Raw genomic sequence first — 18,918 nt, 5'->3', positions numbered from 1 at the left:
TTGGTGACGTTCGTGAGGGTAGACGACGTTTTTGAAATAGTTCAGGACCTGAGACCTGCAGAGATAAAGGAGACCAAAAGAGGGCGCAGGGTTCTCGGAGAAGGAGGACGGGCTCTGCTCTACTCCGGGTCTAACGGAACCAAAGTTTACATCGTCAGAACGGACAGGATATGTCCAGGAGATTTCAAGGTCGTTCTTCAACCGGAAGGAAAGAAGGAATTTGCTCCGACGCACGTCCGGTTGTTCTTTGATCTGTATCTCAAGCGGATAAGCGACGAAGAGCAGGCAAACTCTATATTTCTGGCATTTGAACGCATCAATCATGGCGAGGACATAAATAAAGTTGTAGAAGATATAAAAGGCATAACATTTCCTATGGAACTCGATCCCTCTGATATAACGATTTTCTATGGCTCACTGCTAATGGCCGAGCAGGACTGGAATTATAGCGACAGAGGATGCAAAGAGAGCAAACTTGACCCACCGAGGGAGTTCCTCATGAGGTTTATACGATGGATCGCACAGAGTGAATATGGTGATATTGACAGGATAATAACAACAGCCGTTCGAAATAGGCCAGCACCCGAAAAATACGGTGTTTCCCTTTTTGAGCTTTGAAAGGGTTAGACTACCCTACTTTCCTGGAATTTTTGGAGCCTCTCTCCTTTCTCCGGCTTTCTGAATACGAATAGATGCTCATGGGAGATTAGATAGAAGTCCCTCTTTCTGGTTTTCCACGGTTCAGTTCCCCGCATATGATGCTGGACCTTTATGATGTCCTCTTTTAGTATAAACCCCGCTTCCAAAAACGCTTTCATGACCCTAAACGCTATGGGCACATAATGCCGGTGCCGCCTTGTGTCCCCCATTAGAATAGCCGCGTATTTTCCGGGTTTTAATACTCTATAAAATTCTTCAGCGGCTTTTTTCATTTCCAATACGAAGTCATTAATTGACTTAACATTTGATAGATCTCCGTCAACCGGAGAGCCCGCTTTTTTTGTATATCCGATAATTCCAGCGTAGGGCGGGTGAGTGGCTATCAGATCTATGCTCTCATCTTCAAGTTCGTCCAAGTTTCTTGCATCTCCATGGTAAAGGCGAATTTGGGGCTCCACCCATTCAACGTTCTCCTTCATTCCAAGATAAGAGCTTAGCGTGGGTTGCGCCTCTTTACGCGGGTCGTACTCAAAGTTTAACCTGTCCCACGCCACCATTAGGGCCTCATAGTTTATATCGACCCCGATCCCGTGCCTTCCAAGCAGTTTGCATTCTATCAGCGTTGTCCCGCTTCCAAGAAACGCATCCAAAACGGTATCTCCCGGTTTTGTATACTGCAGGATCAAGTTTCGTGGAACCTGAGGCGCCCAGTTTCCCCTGTATTTTGCGTTTGCATGATGAGTTGCCCATTTCCCCCGGTCTGGAAAGCTCCATACGGTTGTGGTTTCGAGCTTGAAATTCTGCGGTTGGAAAGTTTTAATCAGAATGGGCCTTCCAATCTCTATCTTTTGGTTTCCGATAATTACATGATCGTGCTCTTTTATGAATTCAAGGTACTCCTCAAACGGAACTTCCCTCATATTTGTTCCTCCATTGCTATAGTTTGCTTAAGTTTCTTATAACTTTCATCTAGCCCCCTCTTTGATTCTGTGGTGAACGGGGTGTTCGAAGTGATGGGTGATGCCCCTTCACCGGTGATGGGGCCTTCACTTCGGTGGCGGGATGTGCTCAGATCAAAGAAGGGGAACGGATAAAATCAAAGCAGGCCCTCGATCAGCCTGTAGTCCTCCTCGGGTATCTCCCTCATCGCCTTGCCCATCAGATGCCCGCTCCAGCGCTTCTTGTTGGTGATGAAGCTGAGCTTTGGAATCAAAGGCTTAAACTCGAGCTCGCCGAGCTTTACGGGCTTTATCCTCACCCTCAGTGGATAGGTCTCGTTGAGGTGCGGCGGGCTCTTGAAGATCTTCGTGGAGTCGGTGTAGGGCTCGCCCACGACCTCGAAGATTCCAACGATCTTCGGCTCGAGGATTTGCTTATCCTTCCTCTCCTGTTTGACGTAGATGATGAGTCTGTCGCCGGGCTTTACCCTGGCGATGGTGTTCCTGTGCCTCTTCGGCACGCCCCAGACGTTCTTCTCTTTTATAACTTTCCAGTTGTCGCGGTTGGTTATGCAGAGCCAGTACCTCATTGAAATCACCATTTCCATTTAGTTACTTTAATGTAAATAGCTTTTGCGAGATACAACACTGCAACTATAATGCCCCCAATAGAGACAATGATCAACAAGAGCATTATCGTCTCAACCATAATCAACCGACACGTTGAGTTTTACACGAGTTGTCGAGTTGACTACAACCTTTCCTCTTGCTTCCCCCTTCCAGCACATCGGAAACGAACATTTTTCAGCGGTAATTTTGTATTCCTTGGGACCAAGTTTGAATCTGATTCTACCAGCTTTCCCTGTCTTGTTAGAAACGACAGGTTTTGGGCTTTTGTATCGCTTGGGGAATCTATCCATCAGGTACGTGCTGAAAATCCTCACGTTCGCCCCTGAAGCTTTACCATAATATTGTCCTCCAGCTCCCGGGCTTTTTTCTCAGGGAACGCCCTCTTAACTTCCATCCAGAAAGCGGAAGAGTGGTAAGTCGTCCCGGCTTTGAGATGGGCGAGCTCATGGACGAGCACGTAGAGTACCTCCTCGTCTCCCAGTTCCAAAACGGAAGGGTCGAGGGTAATAGTGCCGTATCTGAATGAAACCCGGGCGATGGAGGTCTTCAGAGGCCTGACCTTAACCTTCACCGGTCTCTGGCAATCCAGGAGGTTTTTTGCCCGCTCAAGCAGTTCATCTAACATGTCTGCGCACCTCCGGGATAATCGACTCCTCCACGAGCCTGTCGACCTCCTTTGAAAGCTCACGATACTTCTCCAGGTTTTCAGCGCTCATGACGTCCATAATGTCAGCTAAAAGTGCCATTGAGAGCCTCTTAACGGCTTTTGGGTTCAATTTTTTGAGCCTTCTGAGCTCTTTTTTGAACCTCCGGAGTTCAACACCCCCGAGGCCCAGGTAATTCACCGCGTAGAACTTAACCGACTCGACGAGCGACTCCTGCCACGTCCTGCCCGCTTTCTTCTTCTCGTATTCATCGGCCTGCTTTTCGAGTAGGGAAACCTGCCTTTTGAGTTCCTTGAGGTCTATGTTCCTGTTGAGCCACTGCTCAAGGAGACGGTTGAGCCTCTCAAGGATCGCCCTGTAAACCGGATCGTGGGCGTTGTCCTCCGCTTGATAGTACAGCCTGTAAAAGCGTGCGACCGTCTCGAAAGACGCTTCGCTCCCCGAGAGTTCGCCGAGCCTCACCCTGACGAGCTCCCTCATCGGGCCGACTTCCATGTTCTCGTGCACGAAGCGAAGCAGGTCGTCCCAGAACTTGCTCTCCTTTCCGGTGAAGCCGATCAGTCTAACGAATGCGGAGTAAACGGCCCCAACGGCCATCATGTCGTCCATGTAGGCCAGCCTCGCAGGATGCGCCCCGAGGGAACGGTACATAGAAACGACCTCGCGGAGGTTGTTGAAAAGCTTCACCGCCCTCGGCTCGTTGCCCTTAAAGTAGAGAGCAATCGGTGCGAGCACGTTCTTAACCCGATCCATCTCCGCCTCGAGCTCCTTCCATCTCCCCTGCTTTCTGAAGGCCTTGATGATGTCAACCTCTATCCCAACTCCGGAAAGCTCTTCCTTAACCCGCTGGAGTTTATCCTCGAACTCCTTCACCCTCTCCCCGATGCTCTTCGCGAAGTTTCTCCGGAAGTCCTCGAGCACCTTGGGATCCTGCTTAGCCAGCATCTCGTAGATACCTTTCACCCTGATAACGGCCGGCAGAAGGCCGACGCCATCAACGACGAGCCCGGTCTCCTTGTTCGGGTAGGGTCTGTTAACCCTCGTCACGGCCTGGAGGAGTCTGTGCCCAAATATCGGCTTGTAAAGGTACATCACCCTCAGGATCGGGGCGTCGAAACCCGTGAGAAGCATGTCGGTGACGATAAGTACCTTGGGGTAAGCCTCCTCCTGGAACATCTCCACGATGAGTTTGTTGATGGTGTCGTAATCCTTTTTCTGGAACTCCCTTCTCGACTTCAGCTGTGCTTTGAACTCCTCGATGACCTCGCTCTTCTCGTTGTGCTGGTAGGTCATCACAACCTCGGAAAGCCTTTCGGCGTTCCGGCAGAGCTCCCGGAAGTGCTCGGCGACCTCAACTTTGCCCCCGTCCTCGAGTTCCTCGACTTTAGAGCAGAAGTACTCCCTAAACGCTTTATCAAGGGCCCGCTTGAAGTGAACGCAGGCCTCCCGGTTTACTGCAACGACCATCGCCTTGAACTGGAACCCCATCGTGTCGTCGTAAATCCGTTTGGCGATGTACTCCGCGAAGCGCTCGATTTCCTTCGGGCTCTCGAGGAATACCCTCGACTTCCTGAGCTCCTCTGCGAGTTCCCTCGAGCTCATCTTCAGGCTCTTTCTCCGCCCCATGAGAAATGCCTCGACTTCCTCCGGGTCGTTTAGCTGGTAGGCCTCGATAAAGGCCTTGAGCTTGTTCTCGTCGAGGGCGATTGAGACACTTTCTTCCTCAACGACCTCGTGGGTTATATCGAGGGTGAAGCCATCCCTAATTGAATCACTTATGAAGTAAACGTCGAGGAAGTACTCCCCATCCTCGGGATAGGCGAACTCCTGGAACGTGTTCCTGCTCCTCTGGAATATCGGCGTCCCTGTGAAGCCGAAGAACATCGCCCGCGGGAAAAGGGCCCTCATCACGGAGGCGAGCCGACCGTACTGGGTGCGGTGGGCCTCGTCGATCAGGAAAAGAACCTCAGGTTTTTTAACAGCCCTCTCCGCCTCGAACTTTTCACCGTCCCTGGACTTCTTCACCCTCACGAGGTCCCTGAACTTTCCGTACTGGAACTTCTGAATCGTGGTTATGTGGATCCCGGTGGGGATGACCCTTCCGGTTTCCTCGCTCTTCATCATCTCCTCGATGCGCTTCCTCAGCTCGGAGATGTTCTTTACGACGTCGAAGTGCTCCCTGAATTCCCTGTCCTCGACGGACTCAAAAACGCCCGAGTGCTGGGTCTTGAGGTCCGTCCTGTCAACGACGAAGAAGGTAACCGGGTTTCTGCCCTTGTACCTGTTGAGGAACCAGTTTGCCACGAAGAACATTATGAAGGTCTTTCCGCTTCCCTGCCACTGCCACACGAGGCCGTTCCTCTTCTCACCCTCCATCGAGAGGTACTCCTCGATCCTCCCGATGATCCTCTTCGTTGCCCTGTACTGGTTCCAGCGCGCGATGACCTTGATCCTCTTTGCGCCCCTCCCGTTCCTCCTGAAGAAGAAGGTGTAGTACCTCAGCACGTCGAGGAGCCGCTCGGGTTTGAGGAGATCGAAGACGTCGGGTTTCTCCTCGTCGGGGTACCTCCACTCGAAGGCGGGGGCGCTTCCGCCGGAAGGCATCGTAGGGGTGTAAAGCTGTTTGTCCCCGTAGGCGACCCCGAACTGGACGAAGCGGAAGAGGGGCTTTGAGTACCTCTCGTACCTCCGTATCTGGGCGAGGGCCTCCTCCTCTGTGCCCTGAACCTTCGACCACCTCCTCCAGTCAACGTCCTCAAGCTCGATTATCCCCCTGGCCTTGGCCTCGATTATAACGACAGGAACCCCGTTGATGAAGAGGGTGAAGTCGGGCTTTATGTTGTCCGGAGAGCCCGGAAACTTCGCCTCGTGGAGGAAGAAAAAGATGTTATTAGTAGGATTATCATAATCGATGAGCTTAACCCTGTCGTACCTCCCGAGGGAGGTGAGGGAAAGGCCGTACTTGAGGTACTCGAGGGTCTCAACCTCCCCCGCGGATTCGAGCTTTCTCCTTATCTCCTCCCAGACCTTCTCCTCTTCCTCCTCCGTCAGGTTGGCGAAGAAGGAGCCGTTAAGCTCCCGGATCTTACCCTCAAGGATGTTCCAGAGAACGAAACCGCCGAGGGAACCCTCAAGCCCGCTGTAATCGGAGACCATCTTATGCTCCTCTATGTTGAACCTCTCGTTGCCGTCCTCCCATCCGATGCGGAGGAGGTTATCCTTAATCTCACCGTGAACGACCCCCTCGGGTATCAGCGCCATACATCTCACCCCTACCCCTAATGGTCACCGGCGTAATTAATAAACTTAATTAAAACGCGGGGACTGGAAAGTCTCAAAATTCCGAACGATTTTATAAAAACGTTTGAGTTTTTGAGACACCGAAAGGTTAATAAGTTTAAACTTTAAATTTATAATAGAGAAATGAGGGTGGGGGTCGCCCGGAAGGGGACTAGCCACCCGACTCGTTACAACTTTCTAAGACTCTTCTCGTTGATTAGTCTCTCAAAGATAATTTTATCCCGTATCATTCCAATTAGCTCCCCGTTTTTATGTTGATAGTGGAGGTAAACGATGTTGGCCATTGCATCCGCAAGCTGGAGGCCAGCCCGTTTCTGCGAATCATCTGGAATAACATTGACTGAATACTTCTTTACAAGTGACTTAGAGACCGGCCCAGAATATTGATTCCTGTCCACCACAATGGCCATCCGGGGTAGATAGGGACGTAAACCCGAAACTAAAGCTCCATAAAGCTTTATGGCCGCCAAACTCTTGTTGTGCTTGCTCTTGTCCAGCCATACCTGTAAACCTCCGTCGTTCTTTGAAAGAACAACGTACGCGACACTGAATTCCAGTGAAGAGAGCAATTCTGTGGCCCCAACTTTTTCATCGTACGATAGATCACTGAACTTAAGTTCGGGAAGAGCGAACGTTTGGGATATCCTCCGTATCCGGGTTTCAATTGCATTCTCATTGCAGAGCACGGCGGCGAGTGTAAAGTACCTCTTTTTGCTCTTACTGCCTCCGAGGTCACCGCTCTCGTCCACAAAAGCTTGGGTTACCGTCATTTGCTTAACCCCCGGGAAAAAGGGCGAGGGTTTAAAACCTCATCGGACTCTGACCTCCCCCGTCAGGAGCTTCTCCATGACCGCCTTCTTCATGCGCTCGAGCCCCGCCTTCTTCATGCGCTTGGCCTCGATGGCCTCGTCGATGGAGCGGAGGATCTCGGCGATCTTCTGCTGTTCGGGGAGCGGTGGGAGCGGGATTTCAAAATTCTGAAGGGCTTTTTTAGTTATGCCCTTAAATGTGGATCCACCCCCAAGCTTCTCCATTATCGGCTTTGCGAATGCTAAGTAATAAAATAGGTACATATAGTCAATTTTTCTTAGATTTGGCCTAATCGCAGCTAGCCCCCTTCCGATACAAAGCTTGAATGGTGCAATATTCACATCCCCCACGGGTGCTCTGACCGATATTAGTATGTCATTTTTGTTGGCTATCTTCTTTGGCTGGGTGGTATATAAAAGCGGCGTTGGATATAACCTTCCAAACTCTGCACTTCCCTGTAAAAAAGGCAATCCTTCGCCCTTTTGGTTATATGTAGAGGAAGGTGGAGACTGCCCCATAACTACCTCAAAATATTCTTTTTTTCCGAGCTCAACAACCTCCCACTCCGCCGGGATCTTCACCCTCCGCCCGTTCAGCTCAACCTCCTTAAACCGGGTGTGGTTTACCCCCCTCGTGAGCAGGTGCTCCATCGCGCCCTTCCTGAGACGTTCGAGCTTTGTAATGCTATCCTCAACCGCTCCAATCGCCTCGTCGATGGAGCGGAGGATCTCGGCGATCTTCTGCTGTTCGGGGAGAGGAGGAAGGGAGATTTTGAATTTCTTAATCGCATTGATAGTTAAAGTCTTTCTTGTTGCACCTGGGGACGCTATTTCCATTCTTCTAATATACGGTTCAAAATTTAAAAGCTGCTCAAGGAACTCTCCTGAGACACGGTCTTTTTTTAATTTTAATAATGCAAGACCTACAAAAATACTAAATTCGTAATCTACATCAATTAATTTAGTTCTACCGATAGTACCACACTTCGAAATTAAAATATCTCCCTTCTCGGGTTTACATCTCTTTATTAGTTCTCTATGCTCTTCCAAGGAAATATACTTTTTATATTGGGAAAAATCAAAACCTGGCCTGAATGGTACGATATTTTGCGTAGAAATAAATGGAATCCCCTTATCGACATATTTAGGTGTTTTATGAGTACCATCTGTTATTTTCTTGCATACCTCTCCAAGCTCAACAACCTCCCAATCCTCCGGAACTCTCCCGATCTCGGTGTCCTTAAACCTCGTCTCCCTGTAGAACTCGAGCTCACTCATCGCCCATCACCCTTATTATGCCCTCGATGTAGACCTTCGCCTTCCCGACCAGCTCCCTCTCCCTCTCCTCGACCTTCCTGAACTCCTCGAACTCCTTCCTCAGGTCGATGTGCTCTCCCTCCTCCTCCGGAAAGACGTACAGCGAGACGTTCAGGTTGTAATCGTTCTTCCGTATCTCGTCGAGCCCCACGACCCTCGAGAAGCCATCCACCTCCCTGAACCCTCTGAAGGCCGTCACTATCTTCTCGATGTGCTCGGGGGCCAGCTGGTTAAGCCTCCTGACGTCCGGGTGCCTCCTGAACTCCCTCGATGCGTTGATGAAGATCACCTTCCCCCTCCTCTCCCCGGGCTTGTTGGGGTTGAGCACCATGATTATCCCCGGCGCGCCGGTGTTGTAGAAGAGCTTCTCGGGGAGCAGAACCACCGCCTCGATGAGGTCGTCCTCAACTATTCCCTGCCTTATGGCCTTCTCGGCCCCACCCCTGAAGAGGGCCCCGCTGTCGAGCACGACCCCGACCTTCCTCCTCGCGTAGTGGAGCATCAGCTGAACCCACGCCCAGTCCGCCGACTGTTTCGACGTGTAACCGTACCTGTAGATGTGCTTTATCCTTCTGTCGCTCAGCCTCGCCTCGTCGTAGCCGTCCTGGTTCCACGGCGGGTTCGCGATGACGTAATCGGCCTTCCCGTCCTCGACGCCGTTCCTCCTGAGTTCTTCCTCCCACCGCGGGTTAACGAGGCTGTCGGCACCCTCGAATATCTCGAACTCCTGGATGCCGTGGAGGATGAGGTTGAGCTTCGAGAGCGCCGCGGTGGTCTCGTTTATCTCCTGACCGTAGAGCATTATCGCGGGCTCTGCTCCGGGATCCTCCTTCTTCACCTTCTCCCTGACGTAGCGGTAGGCCTCGATCAGCATTCCACCGGAGCCGCTCGCCGGGTCGAGGACGTCGCTCTCATCCTCGATGTCGAGGAGCTCGACGAGGAGCCTTATGACCTCCCTCGGCGTGTAAACCTCCCCCTCCTTGGCCTTCTGGGGGGCGAAGTAGGAGAGGATCCACTCGTACGCGTCGCCGAGGATGTCGCTGTCGAACTCGGCGAAATCGACGCGGTTGAATATCCTAACGATCTCCTCGAGCTTGTGGAGGTTGTCCTCCTTGATGAAGCCGATAAGACCGAGAACCTCGACGAGCTTCTTCAGATCGGAGAGCTCCTCGTTCATTTCGGAGATCTTTATCAGGGCGTTCGCCAGCTCCTTGATGCTCTCCCTGCTCTTGACGACCTCGTGCCAGGTGTAGAGCCTCCCGCTCTCCTCATCGAAGAGCCTGTAGTAACCCTTGTTCGTCAGGAGGTAAGCCTGAATCTGCGGTTTCCCCTCCTTGATCAGGTTCTGGGCCCTCTTCATCCAGCGGTCGCTTATGGCCTTGTAGAAGAGGAAAACGAGCAGTGCCTTGTAGTCGAGGCCTCCCCTTATCTGGTCCGCCGCCGCCTTGAGGAGGGATATCAGCCTGTCGCGGGTTACCTTCGTCTCGCCCGGGAAGGTGAGGCTGTAATAGGTCTTCCTGAAATCGTAAACGTCCTTCCTGGCCCTTAGCAGTCCGGCCTTTCTCAGGATCGAGAGAACTTCGCCGACGTTCTTGGTCGTGAACTCCGGCTCGTCTTTACCGGTTTTCTCCTGGAGTTCTTTCCTTTTCATCTCGAAGAGCTTTTCAACGTCCTCGGGGGTGAATTCCCTATCCCTGAAGTGCTCCTTTATCAGGAAGTACCTCCTCACGACCCAGGGCTGGAGCTTTTCGAGAATCGCCCACTCGTCGGCACCGTTCTTGGGTTTGGACTTGGACCTCGCCATGTGAAACACCTGCATGTTACTACACCCACCAGCTTAAAAAAGTTTCGATTAAGTTGGCTTAAATAATAAGTTAAATTGATTTGACTTATCAAGCTCCCCGGAAGACCAAAATACTCAACGTTGACCATGTGCTATTCTCACTATAAACGTTGGGGTCCCCTTTACCGGGTTGTTCAGCATCCAACACCCTTAAAACCCCTGGCGATTATATCCACCCGGTGAAATCGATGTCGTGGAAGGAAAAACTCGGTCTCGTTCACATCTACACGGGAAACGGGAAGGGGAAGACGACCGCCGCCCTCGGCCTGGCCGTCAGGATGCTCGGCTCGGACGGGAAGGTCATGATAATCCAGTTCATGAAGGCCCCAAGGGTTTACGGAGAGCAGAGGAAGATAGAGGAATGCGGAGCTCGTATAGAGTCCTTCGGCCTGCCCAAGTTCGTCCACGGAAAGCCGGAACCAGACGACATAGAGGCGGCTCAAAAGGCCCTCCAGCGGGCCAAGGAGGTCGTCTCAAGCGGTGAGTGGGACCTGGTGATCCTCGACGAGCTCTGCGTCGCCCTCGGCTTCGGGATGCTCGACGTTGGGGAGGTTGAGGAGATGATAAAGAACAGGGCCCCCCACACGGAGCTCGTCCTGACGGGGAGGTACTGCCCGGAGGGGCTGTTCGAGTTAGCGGACTACGTAACCGAGATGAGGGAGGTGAAGCACCCCTACGGGCGCGGGATCCTCGCGAGGAGGGGCGTCGAGTTCTGAGATCTCCTTTCCCCCATAGTTTCGACGTTGACCGAAAAGTTTTTTAGTTAAGAACGCTTAAGATAACCCGGGAAGTTTTTAGTAACAATTCTTTAGAAAAGGGGGTGATGGAATGAGCGAGCTCATCGGCCAGATCGTTCAGGTTCTCAAGGAACAGGTCGTCCAGGACACCGTCGTTCCAAGGAACATAAGGCGCGCCGCGGAGCAGGCCATAGAGGCCCTCCTCGACGAGAGCAGGGAGCCCGCCGTGAGGGCGGCCGACGCGATAGCCATCCTCGAGGAGGTAAGCGAGGACCCGAACATGCCGATGCACACGAGGACGATAATCTGGGAAGTCCTCGGTGCCCTCGAGCAGGTAAAGTGAGCGTTTTCTTTTCTACGCTCATTTCCCTGCGTTTGAGGGGAAAGGCGGTGCCACGGAAATAAAAACCTCCCGGCAGTTGGTGCTATTCTTTTCTCGTCAGGTACCAGAGCTTCGCGCTCTCCTCCACGAGCTCGGCCTTATAAAAGGCTTCCCTCAGGCTCCTTCCGACGGTCACTATACCGTGTCTCTCCATTATCGCCGCGTCGGAGTTCTTTATTGCTTCGGCCACCACGTCCGCCAGCTCCCGGGTTCCGGCGGGCCTGAACGGCGCCACCGGGATCCTTCCGAGGTATAGCTCGGCTTCGGGCGTTAATATGGGCAGTTCACCCTTCACAAGCCCCGAAACGGCTATGGAGTAGGGCGGATGGAGGTGCGCTATGGCCTTTACGTCTTCCCTCTCCCCGTAAACCTCCAAGTGAAGCCTGTACTCGGATGAGGGTCTCACCCCGGAGATCTGCCTTCCGTTCATGTCGATCACGGCAACCTGCCCCGCCGTCATCTCGTCCATCACGGCACCGGTGGCCTTTATGAAGACGAGGTTCCCGGAGCGGACGCTGAGGTTTCCGCCGAAGGCCGCGGTGAGACCGCGCTCGTGGGCCCTTCTCGAGTACCTCACCAGCTGGGACTTCAGGATGCGGCTCATGGAATCACCCAAGGAGGGCTTCCCCCGGGGGTATTTAAGATGTCCGCTCGGTGGCCGTTACGAACCCGCCAAAGTGGTCTATTGAACACCCAGAGGTTCAGGAAGACCGAAGGCATCACCCCGAATCGCCAGGTACCTCATTGTTGCCGGCCGGGTTCTCCCCCCTCCATATCCTGTAGGCGTAGTACACCAGGCCCGCGTAGGCCAGGTGAACGATACCGAGGGGAATCCAGGCCCCCCTCAAACCCAGTTTCCAGTAAACCAGACCGTACGAGAGCGCAAAGAGGGCCGCGAGGTAGAGTAAGGGGCCCGCCAGACCTTTCGAGAGCCCCTTGAACAGTTTTCCACTGGTTTCAGGATCCCCAAAGGTAACCACCCACATAAAGAGGGGCACCCAGAGGGAGTCGGGAGCGTTGTAAACAAGCCCCATGAGCAGCATGAGGGCCATGCCCGTAGCCCACAGAAGCACAGACCCGGCCCAGACCCCCCAGCCGCGGGAGAAGTTGCCCACGGTTATCCTGTAGGCGTACAGGACAACGAAGAAAAAAGTAAAGCCGAAATAATAGAGGAACAGCTCCAACGGATCCACAGGATTGCGGTCAGCGACCGGCCGCGGGTCCATTTTCACGGTGTACACCACGGGTTTTTCCATCTGGTCCAGATATACCCTAACGGTTACCGGCGTTCCGGGTTCACGCGGGCTTTTTTGGAGCCTCCTTTCAAGTTCATCGTTAATCGGTATCGTGAAGGTGAAGAACCCGGAGGAGTTGGGCTCGAGGTCAAGGCTACGCGGTTTTGGAACCACCAAGTTGTGGCTCGTACCATCATCGTACACTTTAGCGTTGGCAAAGTAGACATCCAATAACCGGATCCTCCAGGGGGCACTTCCCGAGTTCCGCACCGTGACGTTGCACGTTACCGAATCCTCGCCCTTCGTGATTAGTTTGGGGGCGCACTCCATCCACGCCGTCAGGTGATAACCGGGGCCCGAGGCCACCGTTACGTTCTGGGGAGTGGCAGAGGAGAGGGTTAAAAGACCCACCCCGACGAGGAAGGCCACCAGGATCCCGCTCCATCGTCTCATTATTCAACCCCGAATGAAGGACGCGCCGGGCCATAAATACTTTTCCCTTCCAGATTTCGCGCACAATCAGGAAGGGTAAACAAAAGACAGAAAACCAAAGCAGTCACCACGGCACGCTCTTCCAGCCCATCCTGTAGGCGAGGTAGTTGGCGCCCCAGTGAACGAAGGGGGTAAAGAGGAGAAGGAAGAGCATCTGGCCGCTGGAGACCGTCTTAACCGGATAGGCGAAGGCCAACGCGCTTATTAGGAAACCCAGCTGGTCGAGGCCTACGGCTGGAGCACCCCTCGGCAGGTTCACGCGCCGCTTGATGAAACTACCCGTGAGGTCCCCGATGAGGGCGCCGAACGAGAGGAGAAAAGCCAGCAGAACCGCGGTCTTAAGGCTTCCGTAATAGCCGGGGGTGATGTAGTACTGGAGGACCCCTACAAGGGTGCCTATCGTGACCCCCCCTGCGAGGCCCCTCCACGTCTTCCCATCGCCGAGGAGCCTCCTCCCGTCGCGCCAGGTCCTACCACCGTCTATCGGCCGCCCGCCGCCGACGAGAACCGGGGAGGCGTTGGCGAAGTACGCCGGGAGGACGTACCACAGCGCCCAGAGGAGGGATGAAAGTGACCCCATTATTCCACCCAGCCTGAGTATCCGGGGCGGGTTTTAAAGCTACCGCTCCCCGCCCGATTCGAGGCAGTTCAGGAGCCTCTCGAGGACCACCTCGTTATCGTGCTCGAGGAGGAACGCCAGGATCCTCTCGACGAGGGCGTTCTTCCTCATGACGAACTCAATCGCCTTCCTTATCGACTCGGCCTCCTCACCATCCTCTCCCTCAAGCTCCTTTAGGGCCCTCTCAAGGTTCATCCGGGTCTGCCGGACGTCCTCAAGTAGGCTGGAGTAGTACGTCGCCCGCCTCCAGTCCCTCAGGAGCTTTGGGACGGTGTAGTAAACCTTCCTGTCGCCGGGCTTTTTGAGTCTCACGACGAGGCCCACCCGCTCCATGAACTTGAGGGCGGTACTCACGTGGGAAAGGGAATAACCCGTGGCCTCGGCTACCTCACCCAGGCTCAGGGGATCCTTCGCGAGGAAGAGAACGCCGTAGATGTAACCGTAAAGCTCGTTGAGACCAAATCTCCTCGCTGCTCCAGCGAAATGCTCCATGATTATCCTCCGGGCCTCTTCGATTCCCACGGCCAACACCCTCTTCTACGTCGCTTTTATGTCATCGTCGAAACGAAACCAGGCAATCAACCGAGGAAAGGTTTTTAAGTTTTTTATATTTAAAACTTTCGGAAATTTCCGAAAATTGGGGGAGAGGCTATGGATCCACTAAGGGCCACGGCGAGGATCATCGTGAGGTACAGAATCGCCTTCGCGCTTGTGGCGGTCTTCCTCTTGGTTCTCTCGCTGTACGGCATCCAGAACCTGCGTTTTGAGAGCGGTCTCAGGGGCATGCTACCTGAAAACCACCCGGCCATAGACGACTACACCGCCCTCCAGAACGAGTTCCAGGGCGGGGATAGCACGCTGATAATGGTCAAGGTGAGCTCGATAGAACCCGGGGGCGTTTACGACGTCCGTGACCCAGGGGTCATCGGGGCGATTTACGATCTCGAGCAGAGGCTCAGGAAGAGGGCGTACGTGACGGACACCGCGAGCATCGCGGACGTTTACATTCAGGTTCTGGGAAGGCTTCCCAATAACGAGGAGGAAGCGAGGTTCGTCCTGGACATGCTCCCCCAAGAGGAGAGGTACCGCCTCGTGAGCCGGGACTACACGACCACGATAATAGCCGTGACGATAAACCGGGAGGAGAACACGAAAACCCTCGTGAGGATCCACGATGATATAGAAAAGGACATAGAGAGCGTCAACTTTCCCCAGAACGTCGAAGTCATCCAGACAGGGAACGTGGGGATAAGCTACCGCATACTTGAGCTCCTTCAGAGTGACCTGAACAGCACGATGGCGATAGCCCTCATCCTCGTTCTCGCGCTTCTCCTCTACTTCTACCGCTCCCCGGTAAAGGCCGCCATTCCGCTGATCCCACTCCTATTTGGAGTTACGATGACGCTCGGTTTCATGGGGATCATGGGCATCCCCCTCGACCTGGCGACCACCACGGTCGGGGCGATGATGATAGGAATGGGAATAGACTACGGGATCCACGTGACCAACCGCTACTACGAGGAGAGAAGGAGGGGAAGGAGCGTGGAGGAATCAGCGGAGGAGGCGGTGGCCGAGACCGGAAAGGCCCTCCTTGGAGCGGCTTTAACCACCATAGCCGGCTTCGCCGCGATGTACCTCTCAAGCATACCCATGCTCCACCACCTCGCCACCGCCCTGATCCTCGGTTTAAGCCTCTCGGCGCTCAACGCAGTTGTCATAACCCCCGCGGTCATAATCCTTGAGGAGGACGTGATGAAGCGCCTGAGGGGCCACCACGTCCTTCCGGAGGTCCGCTCCAGCTCGGGGTTGGTGGCTAAGGTCTTCCACGGCCTGGGGGAGGCCATAAGGAGGAAACCCTCGGTCTTTCTGACGGCGGTCCTTCTGATAACCATCCTTTTCGGTTACGGGGTGACCCGGGTGACGACGGAGGTCAGGCTCGAGAAGATGGTCCCCGAGGGGGTACCGGAGATAGAGGCCCTAATCGACATCACGAACAATTTTGGTGGCCAGAGTGAGCTTTACGTCCTTCTCAAGGCGGATGACGTTAGAAACCCGGCGATCGTGAGGGGGATATACCGCTTCGAGAACGAGATAAAGGCCGATTCCGATTACAACGGTGTCATTGATTCGGAGAGCATAGCCGACGTAGTCAGGGACAAGTACGGTTACATCCCGAACGACAGGGAAGAGATATCGGAGGCCATAAAAAACACGGGGCTCGTCTCGGGCGACTACTCAATGACCCTTATCAAGTTCAAGGGGGACTTCGGGGGTTCGATGGACGACTTCAGGAGGATAATGAGGTACTTCGAGGAGGAAACGACAAGGGCCGAAGATACGGAGTTTCCGCCGGGGGTTGAGCTCTCCCCCACGGGGGACACTTACCTGAACTACGTGCTCGACGGGATCACCAGCGTTGAGATAAACCGCGTATCCACTTACGGAACCCTCTTCGTCGTGCTTATAGTTCTCCTTCTCTTCAGGCGTCCGAAGGTTTCGGTGGCGATGATAACGCCGATGTTCCTCGGTGCGCTCTGGACCCTCGGTTTTATGGGGCTCGCGGGGATTCCCTTCACCCAGAGCCTGGCCGGGGTCATCTCTATGATAGTGGGGCTGGGCGTGGACTACGGCATGCACCTCACCCACCGCTTCCTCGAGGAGGTGAAAGAGGGCAACCCCAGGCCCATAGTCACGTCCGTCGAGAGCGTGGGGCCGGGCATACTGGCCGGGGCGCTGACCACCGCCGGGGGCTTTTTAGCGTTACTCGCGGGCGAGCTCCCGACGATACACGACTTCGGAAAAACACTGGCCTTTGGAATATTCGCGTCCATGTTCGCAGCCTACCTCGTAACCCCCGCCTTATTACAGATCTTTTACGGAAGGAACACCGGAGGTGATGGAGAATGAGGAGGATAGGATTGACCGTTGTTCTTATCCTTATAACCGCTCTGTTCTCAAGTGGCGTGAGCGCCTCAACGGGGAGTCCGCTCTTCGAGGGGTACCTCGACAGGGGCGAGGCCATCCTGGTTGGCCCGCTCCTGGTCACCCTCGTGGACACCCAGAAGGACTACGGGAGCGGCGACTACTACGCCTTCCTCTTCGTGGTGAAGGACGGCAGGATACTCAACGCGGAGTACAGGACGATACTGGTGCCTGATCCGAACAAGATAAACCGCCTTCTCCTCAACCCGGATTTCCTGATGGCGATGGCGGAGACGCAGGGCTACGACGTGGCCCAGTGCGAGCAGTACGTGAACAACAGCGCCGCTTTCAACGCCTGCCTCCTGGCAAACGCCGCGGGTTTCTATCAGTGGCTGAACTCCGCGTCCCCCGGGGAGATAGCGGAGGCCGTTGTAAAAACCATCGAGGAGCACCCGGAACTCGGTATAAACAAGGAAGACGTTCTGATGAAGGTAACCTACCCCGACGTAACCCCCGTCCGGGAAGGAGAGACCGTGGAGCTCAACGTCGACAACCAGACGGTTTACGTTACCGCCAACGAGGTTTACCCCAATGGCGTCAGGATAAGCATAAGTGGACCACCAGAGTGGAGGGCGGCGACCGCACCCGGGATGGTAGTTTCAAGCGTTGAGGTACCGGATACGGTCCATCCCGGGGATACCGTCACCGTTAAGGTCCACCTCAGGAACGAGGGTGCTCAAAAGGTGCGCTACCTTAACGTCTTCGTCACCCCGACGCCGATGGGCTTCAACGACAGCTCCTCGATAGCGAGCGCGGTCTCGATGGCCCTGAGCCAGAGCGGGATGTCGAAGAGCGTCTTTTACCCCGAGGGGAGCGCCGTTCAGTACATCGAGTACCTCGAGGGCAAGGAGAACGCGACCCTGACCTTCAGGATAAAGATAAACCCGGACGCGGACGTTGGAACGTATCCCCTCTACGTTGGCGTCGCCTACTTCACGGGTCTCGGCTCAACCATGCGCATGATGCAGGGCTACAACTTCGTGGCGCTAACCGTCAAGAAGCCCAGAGCGGCCTTCGTGGAGATAACCGGGGTTGACACCTCACCGCGGGAGATAAGCCCCGGGGACACGTTCACGGTCCGCTTCACCATCGAAAACACCGGGGAGGAGCCGGCAAGGGCCATCGGCCTGAAGATAGAATCCTACAAGGTGCCCGTGCAGGGGGAGGTAAAGAACGTCGATCTCGCCGCCCTCTCCGGGCTCCCGGTCCAGGGGAGCGAGCAACTGAGCCAGAGCCTTCAGGACGCCCTCAACAGGATCATGGTCGAGCTCGCCAAGCAGAACGTGGAGGCGTTCCTGCCGGTTGGGGAGGACAACGTGAAGTACGTGGCGGAGCTCGGACCGGGGGAGAAGACCACACTCGAGTTCAGGGTCAAGGCCAACGACAGGCTTGAGAACGGGGTCTATCCCCTCAGGATAGGGCTGGACTACCTCACCGAGCCGAACGGGGAGGAGATAACGGACGAGAGGCTCGTCGGGATAGACGTTACGGGAAGGGCGAAGCTGATACTCTCGAGGGTCTCCACCTCCCCGAACAGGATACTCCCCGGAACCGACAACGTGGAGGTGGACTTCCAGGTGGAAAACGTCGGCACGGGGACTGCCGGAACGGTTGTGGCCAGGCCCATGCCGGAATGGCCCTTCTCCTTCAGCCAGAGCAGCGAGCAGGTTATCGGCCTGGGGAGTCTGGGGAAGGGCGACTCGGCGAGGGGATCCTTCAGGATAAACGTCGCCGACAACGCCAGCTCCGGAACCTACGAGATACCCCTGCTCGTGACGTACACCAACGACCTCGGGGTGGAGAAGAACACCACCCTCATGGTTCCGGTCATGATCGGTGCGAAGCCCGATATAGAGGTCGTGGGGGTTCACCTCAATCCCGAGCCCATTCAGGGGGAGAGCGTCAACGTCTACGTCGAGCTGAAGAACACCGGAGGCGAGAAGGCCACGAGCGTGCTCATCGAAGGCGTCGTAAAGGCGGATCAGCCCTTCAGCCTGGACAAGAGAACGGACTACGTGGGCGACCTGGAGCCGGGCCAGACCGGCGAAGGTGTGATAGTCCTCAGCATCGAGAAGGACGCGATTCCCAAGGACTACAACTTCCAGCTGCGCATAAGGGCCGTCGGAGACCCCAACCAGGGGGACGACAACGTCTACGTCTTCGAGAGGACGATAACCATCGGAGTGAAGGAAAACACGAAAAGCCAGACCAACCTGAGGAACCTGGCAGTTGTGATCGGTGTGCTGGTTATCGTGGCGGTGCTCTACACGTACAGGAAGAGGGTCGGGTAAGCCGGAAACGTTTAAACC

General features: G+C 54.8%; 17 protein-coding genes. 5 read left to right on the top strand and 12 right to left on the bottom strand.

Annotated features, from left to right (window positions below; all coding sequences use genetic code 11):
- Positions 1-12: 12 nt before the first annotated feature.
- Complete coding sequence (locus A3L02_RS07680) at positions 13-618, top strand: hypothetical protein (RefSeq protein WP_054834033.1); 606 nt, start codon at positions 13-15, stop codon at positions 616-618.
- Between the two features lie 5 nt (positions 619-623).
- Here the strand turns inward: A3L02_RS07680 and A3L02_RS07675 are convergent, their stop codons facing one another.
- The 8 genes from A3L02_RS07675 to A3L02_RS07645 all read right to left on the bottom strand — a co-directional run bounded on the left by A3L02_RS07675 (position 624) and on the right by A3L02_RS07645 (position 10,138).
- Complete coding sequence (locus tag A3L02_RS07675; RefSeq protein WP_088863359.1) at positions 624-1,580, bottom strand: TRM11 family SAM-dependent methyltransferase; 957 nt, start codon at positions 1,578-1,580, stop codon at positions 624-626.
- A gap of 176 nt (positions 1,581-1,756) precedes the next feature.
- Positions 1,757-2,188 carry an EVE domain-containing protein gene (locus A3L02_RS07670; RefSeq protein ID WP_088863358.1) on the bottom strand — a complete coding sequence of 144 codons (432 nt, stop codon included), beginning with the start codon at positions 2,186-2,188 and terminating at the stop codon, positions 1,757-1,759.
- Positions 2,189-2,299: 111 nt separating this feature from the next.
- Positions 2,300-2,542: a hypothetical protein gene (locus tag A3L02_RS10245; RefSeq protein ID WP_157895755.1), complete on the bottom strand. Its 243-nt coding sequence runs from the start codon at positions 2,540-2,542 to the stop codon at positions 2,300-2,302.
- Positions 2,539-2,853 carry a M48 metallopeptidase family protein gene (locus A3L02_RS07665; RefSeq protein ID WP_088863357.1) on the bottom strand — a complete coding sequence of 105 codons (315 nt, stop codon included), beginning with the start codon at positions 2,851-2,853 and terminating at the stop codon, positions 2,539-2,541. Before A3L02_RS07665 ends, A3L02_RS10245 begins: the two co-directional genes overlap by 4 nt.
- Positions 2,843-6,154, bottom strand: a complete 3,312-nt coding sequence (locus A3L02_RS07660) for a type I restriction endonuclease subunit R (RefSeq protein WP_088863356.1) — start codon at positions 6,152-6,154, stop codon at positions 2,843-2,845. The genes A3L02_RS07665 and A3L02_RS07660 overlap by 11 nt, the downstream gene beginning before the upstream one ends.
- Before the next feature lie 206 nt (positions 6,155-6,360).
- Positions 6,361-6,963, bottom strand: coding sequence for a DUF3800 domain-containing protein (locus A3L02_RS07655; RefSeq protein WP_088863355.1), 603 nt, complete (start codon positions 6,961-6,963; stop codon positions 6,361-6,363).
- A 39-nt stretch (positions 6,964-7,002) separates the two neighbouring features.
- The gene (locus A3L02_RS07650; RefSeq protein WP_088863354.1) at positions 7,003-8,280 is read right to left on the bottom strand and encodes a restriction endonuclease subunit S; all 1,278 of its coding nucleotides are present in this window, start codon (positions 8,278-8,280) and stop codon (positions 7,003-7,005) included.
- Positions 8,273-10,138, bottom strand: a complete 1,866-nt coding sequence (locus A3L02_RS07645) for an N-6 DNA methylase (RefSeq protein WP_394335143.1) — start codon at positions 10,136-10,138, stop codon at positions 8,273-8,275. Before A3L02_RS07645 ends, A3L02_RS07650 begins: the two co-directional genes overlap by 8 nt.
- 212 nt (positions 10,139-10,350) lie before the next feature.
- Here A3L02_RS07645 and cobO point away from each other — a divergent pair, with 212 nt between their 5' ends.
- Positions 10,351-10,878, top strand: coding sequence for a cob(I)yrinic acid a,c-diamide adenosyltransferase (cobO, locus tag A3L02_RS07640; protein WP_088863352.1), 528 nt, complete (start codon positions 10,351-10,353; stop codon positions 10,876-10,878).
- A 112-nt stretch (positions 10,879-10,990) separates the two neighbouring features.
- Positions 10,991-11,242: a UPF0147 family protein gene (locus tag A3L02_RS07635; RefSeq protein ID WP_054834044.1), complete on the top strand. Its 252-nt coding sequence runs from the start codon at positions 10,991-10,993 to the stop codon at positions 11,240-11,242.
- An 82-nt stretch (positions 11,243-11,324) separates the two neighbouring features.
- On the opposite strand, the gene A3L02_RS07630 is transcribed toward A3L02_RS07635, so the two are convergent.
- The 4 genes from A3L02_RS07630 to A3L02_RS07615 all read right to left on the bottom strand — a co-directional run bounded on the left by A3L02_RS07630 (position 11,325) and on the right by A3L02_RS07615 (position 14,149).
- The gene (locus A3L02_RS07630) at positions 11,325-11,885 is read right to left on the bottom strand and encodes an aldolase (protein ID WP_088863351.1); all 561 of its coding nucleotides are present in this window, start codon (positions 11,883-11,885) and stop codon (positions 11,325-11,327) included.
- A gap of 115 nt (positions 11,886-12,000) precedes the next feature.
- Entirely contained in the window at positions 12,001-12,969 is a 969-nt protein-coding gene (locus tag A3L02_RS07625; protein ID WP_088863350.1) for a hypothetical protein, read from the bottom strand.
- A gap of 103 nt (positions 12,970-13,072) precedes the next feature.
- Positions 13,073-13,588: a CDP-2,3-bis-(O-geranylgeranyl)-sn-glycerol synthase gene (locus A3L02_RS07620; RefSeq protein ID WP_088863349.1), complete on the bottom strand. Its 516-nt coding sequence runs from the start codon at positions 13,586-13,588 to the stop codon at positions 13,073-13,075.
- Between the two features lie 39 nt (positions 13,589-13,627).
- Positions 13,628-14,149: a GbsR/MarR family transcriptional regulator gene (locus A3L02_RS07615; RefSeq protein ID WP_088863348.1), complete on the bottom strand. Its 522-nt coding sequence runs from the start codon at positions 14,147-14,149 to the stop codon at positions 13,628-13,630.
- Positions 14,150-14,278: 129 nt separating this feature from the next.
- Here A3L02_RS07615 and A3L02_RS07610 point away from each other — a divergent pair, with 129 nt between their 5' ends.
- Both A3L02_RS07610 and A3L02_RS07605 read left to right on the top strand, forming a co-directional pair.
- The gene (locus tag A3L02_RS07610; RefSeq protein ID WP_088863347.1) at positions 14,279-16,534 is read left to right on the top strand and encodes a hydrophobe/amphiphile efflux-3 (HAE3) family transporter; all 2,256 of its coding nucleotides are present in this window, start codon (positions 14,279-14,281) and stop codon (positions 16,532-16,534) included.
- The gene (locus A3L02_RS07605; RefSeq protein ID WP_088863346.1) at positions 16,531-18,900 is read left to right on the top strand and encodes a COG1361 S-layer family protein; all 2,370 of its coding nucleotides are present in this window, start codon (positions 16,531-16,533) and stop codon (positions 18,898-18,900) included. Before A3L02_RS07610 ends, A3L02_RS07605 begins: the two co-directional genes overlap by 4 nt.
- Positions 18,901-18,918 lie beyond the last annotated feature (18 nt).

Origin of the sequence: Thermococcus celer Vu 13 = JCM 8558 (assembly GCF_002214365.1) — an archaeon.
Lineage (GTDB): Archaea > Methanobacteriota_B > Thermococci > Thermococcales > Thermococcaceae > Thermococcus > Thermococcus celer.
This window is presented reverse-complemented; position numbering and strand designations above follow the sequence as displayed.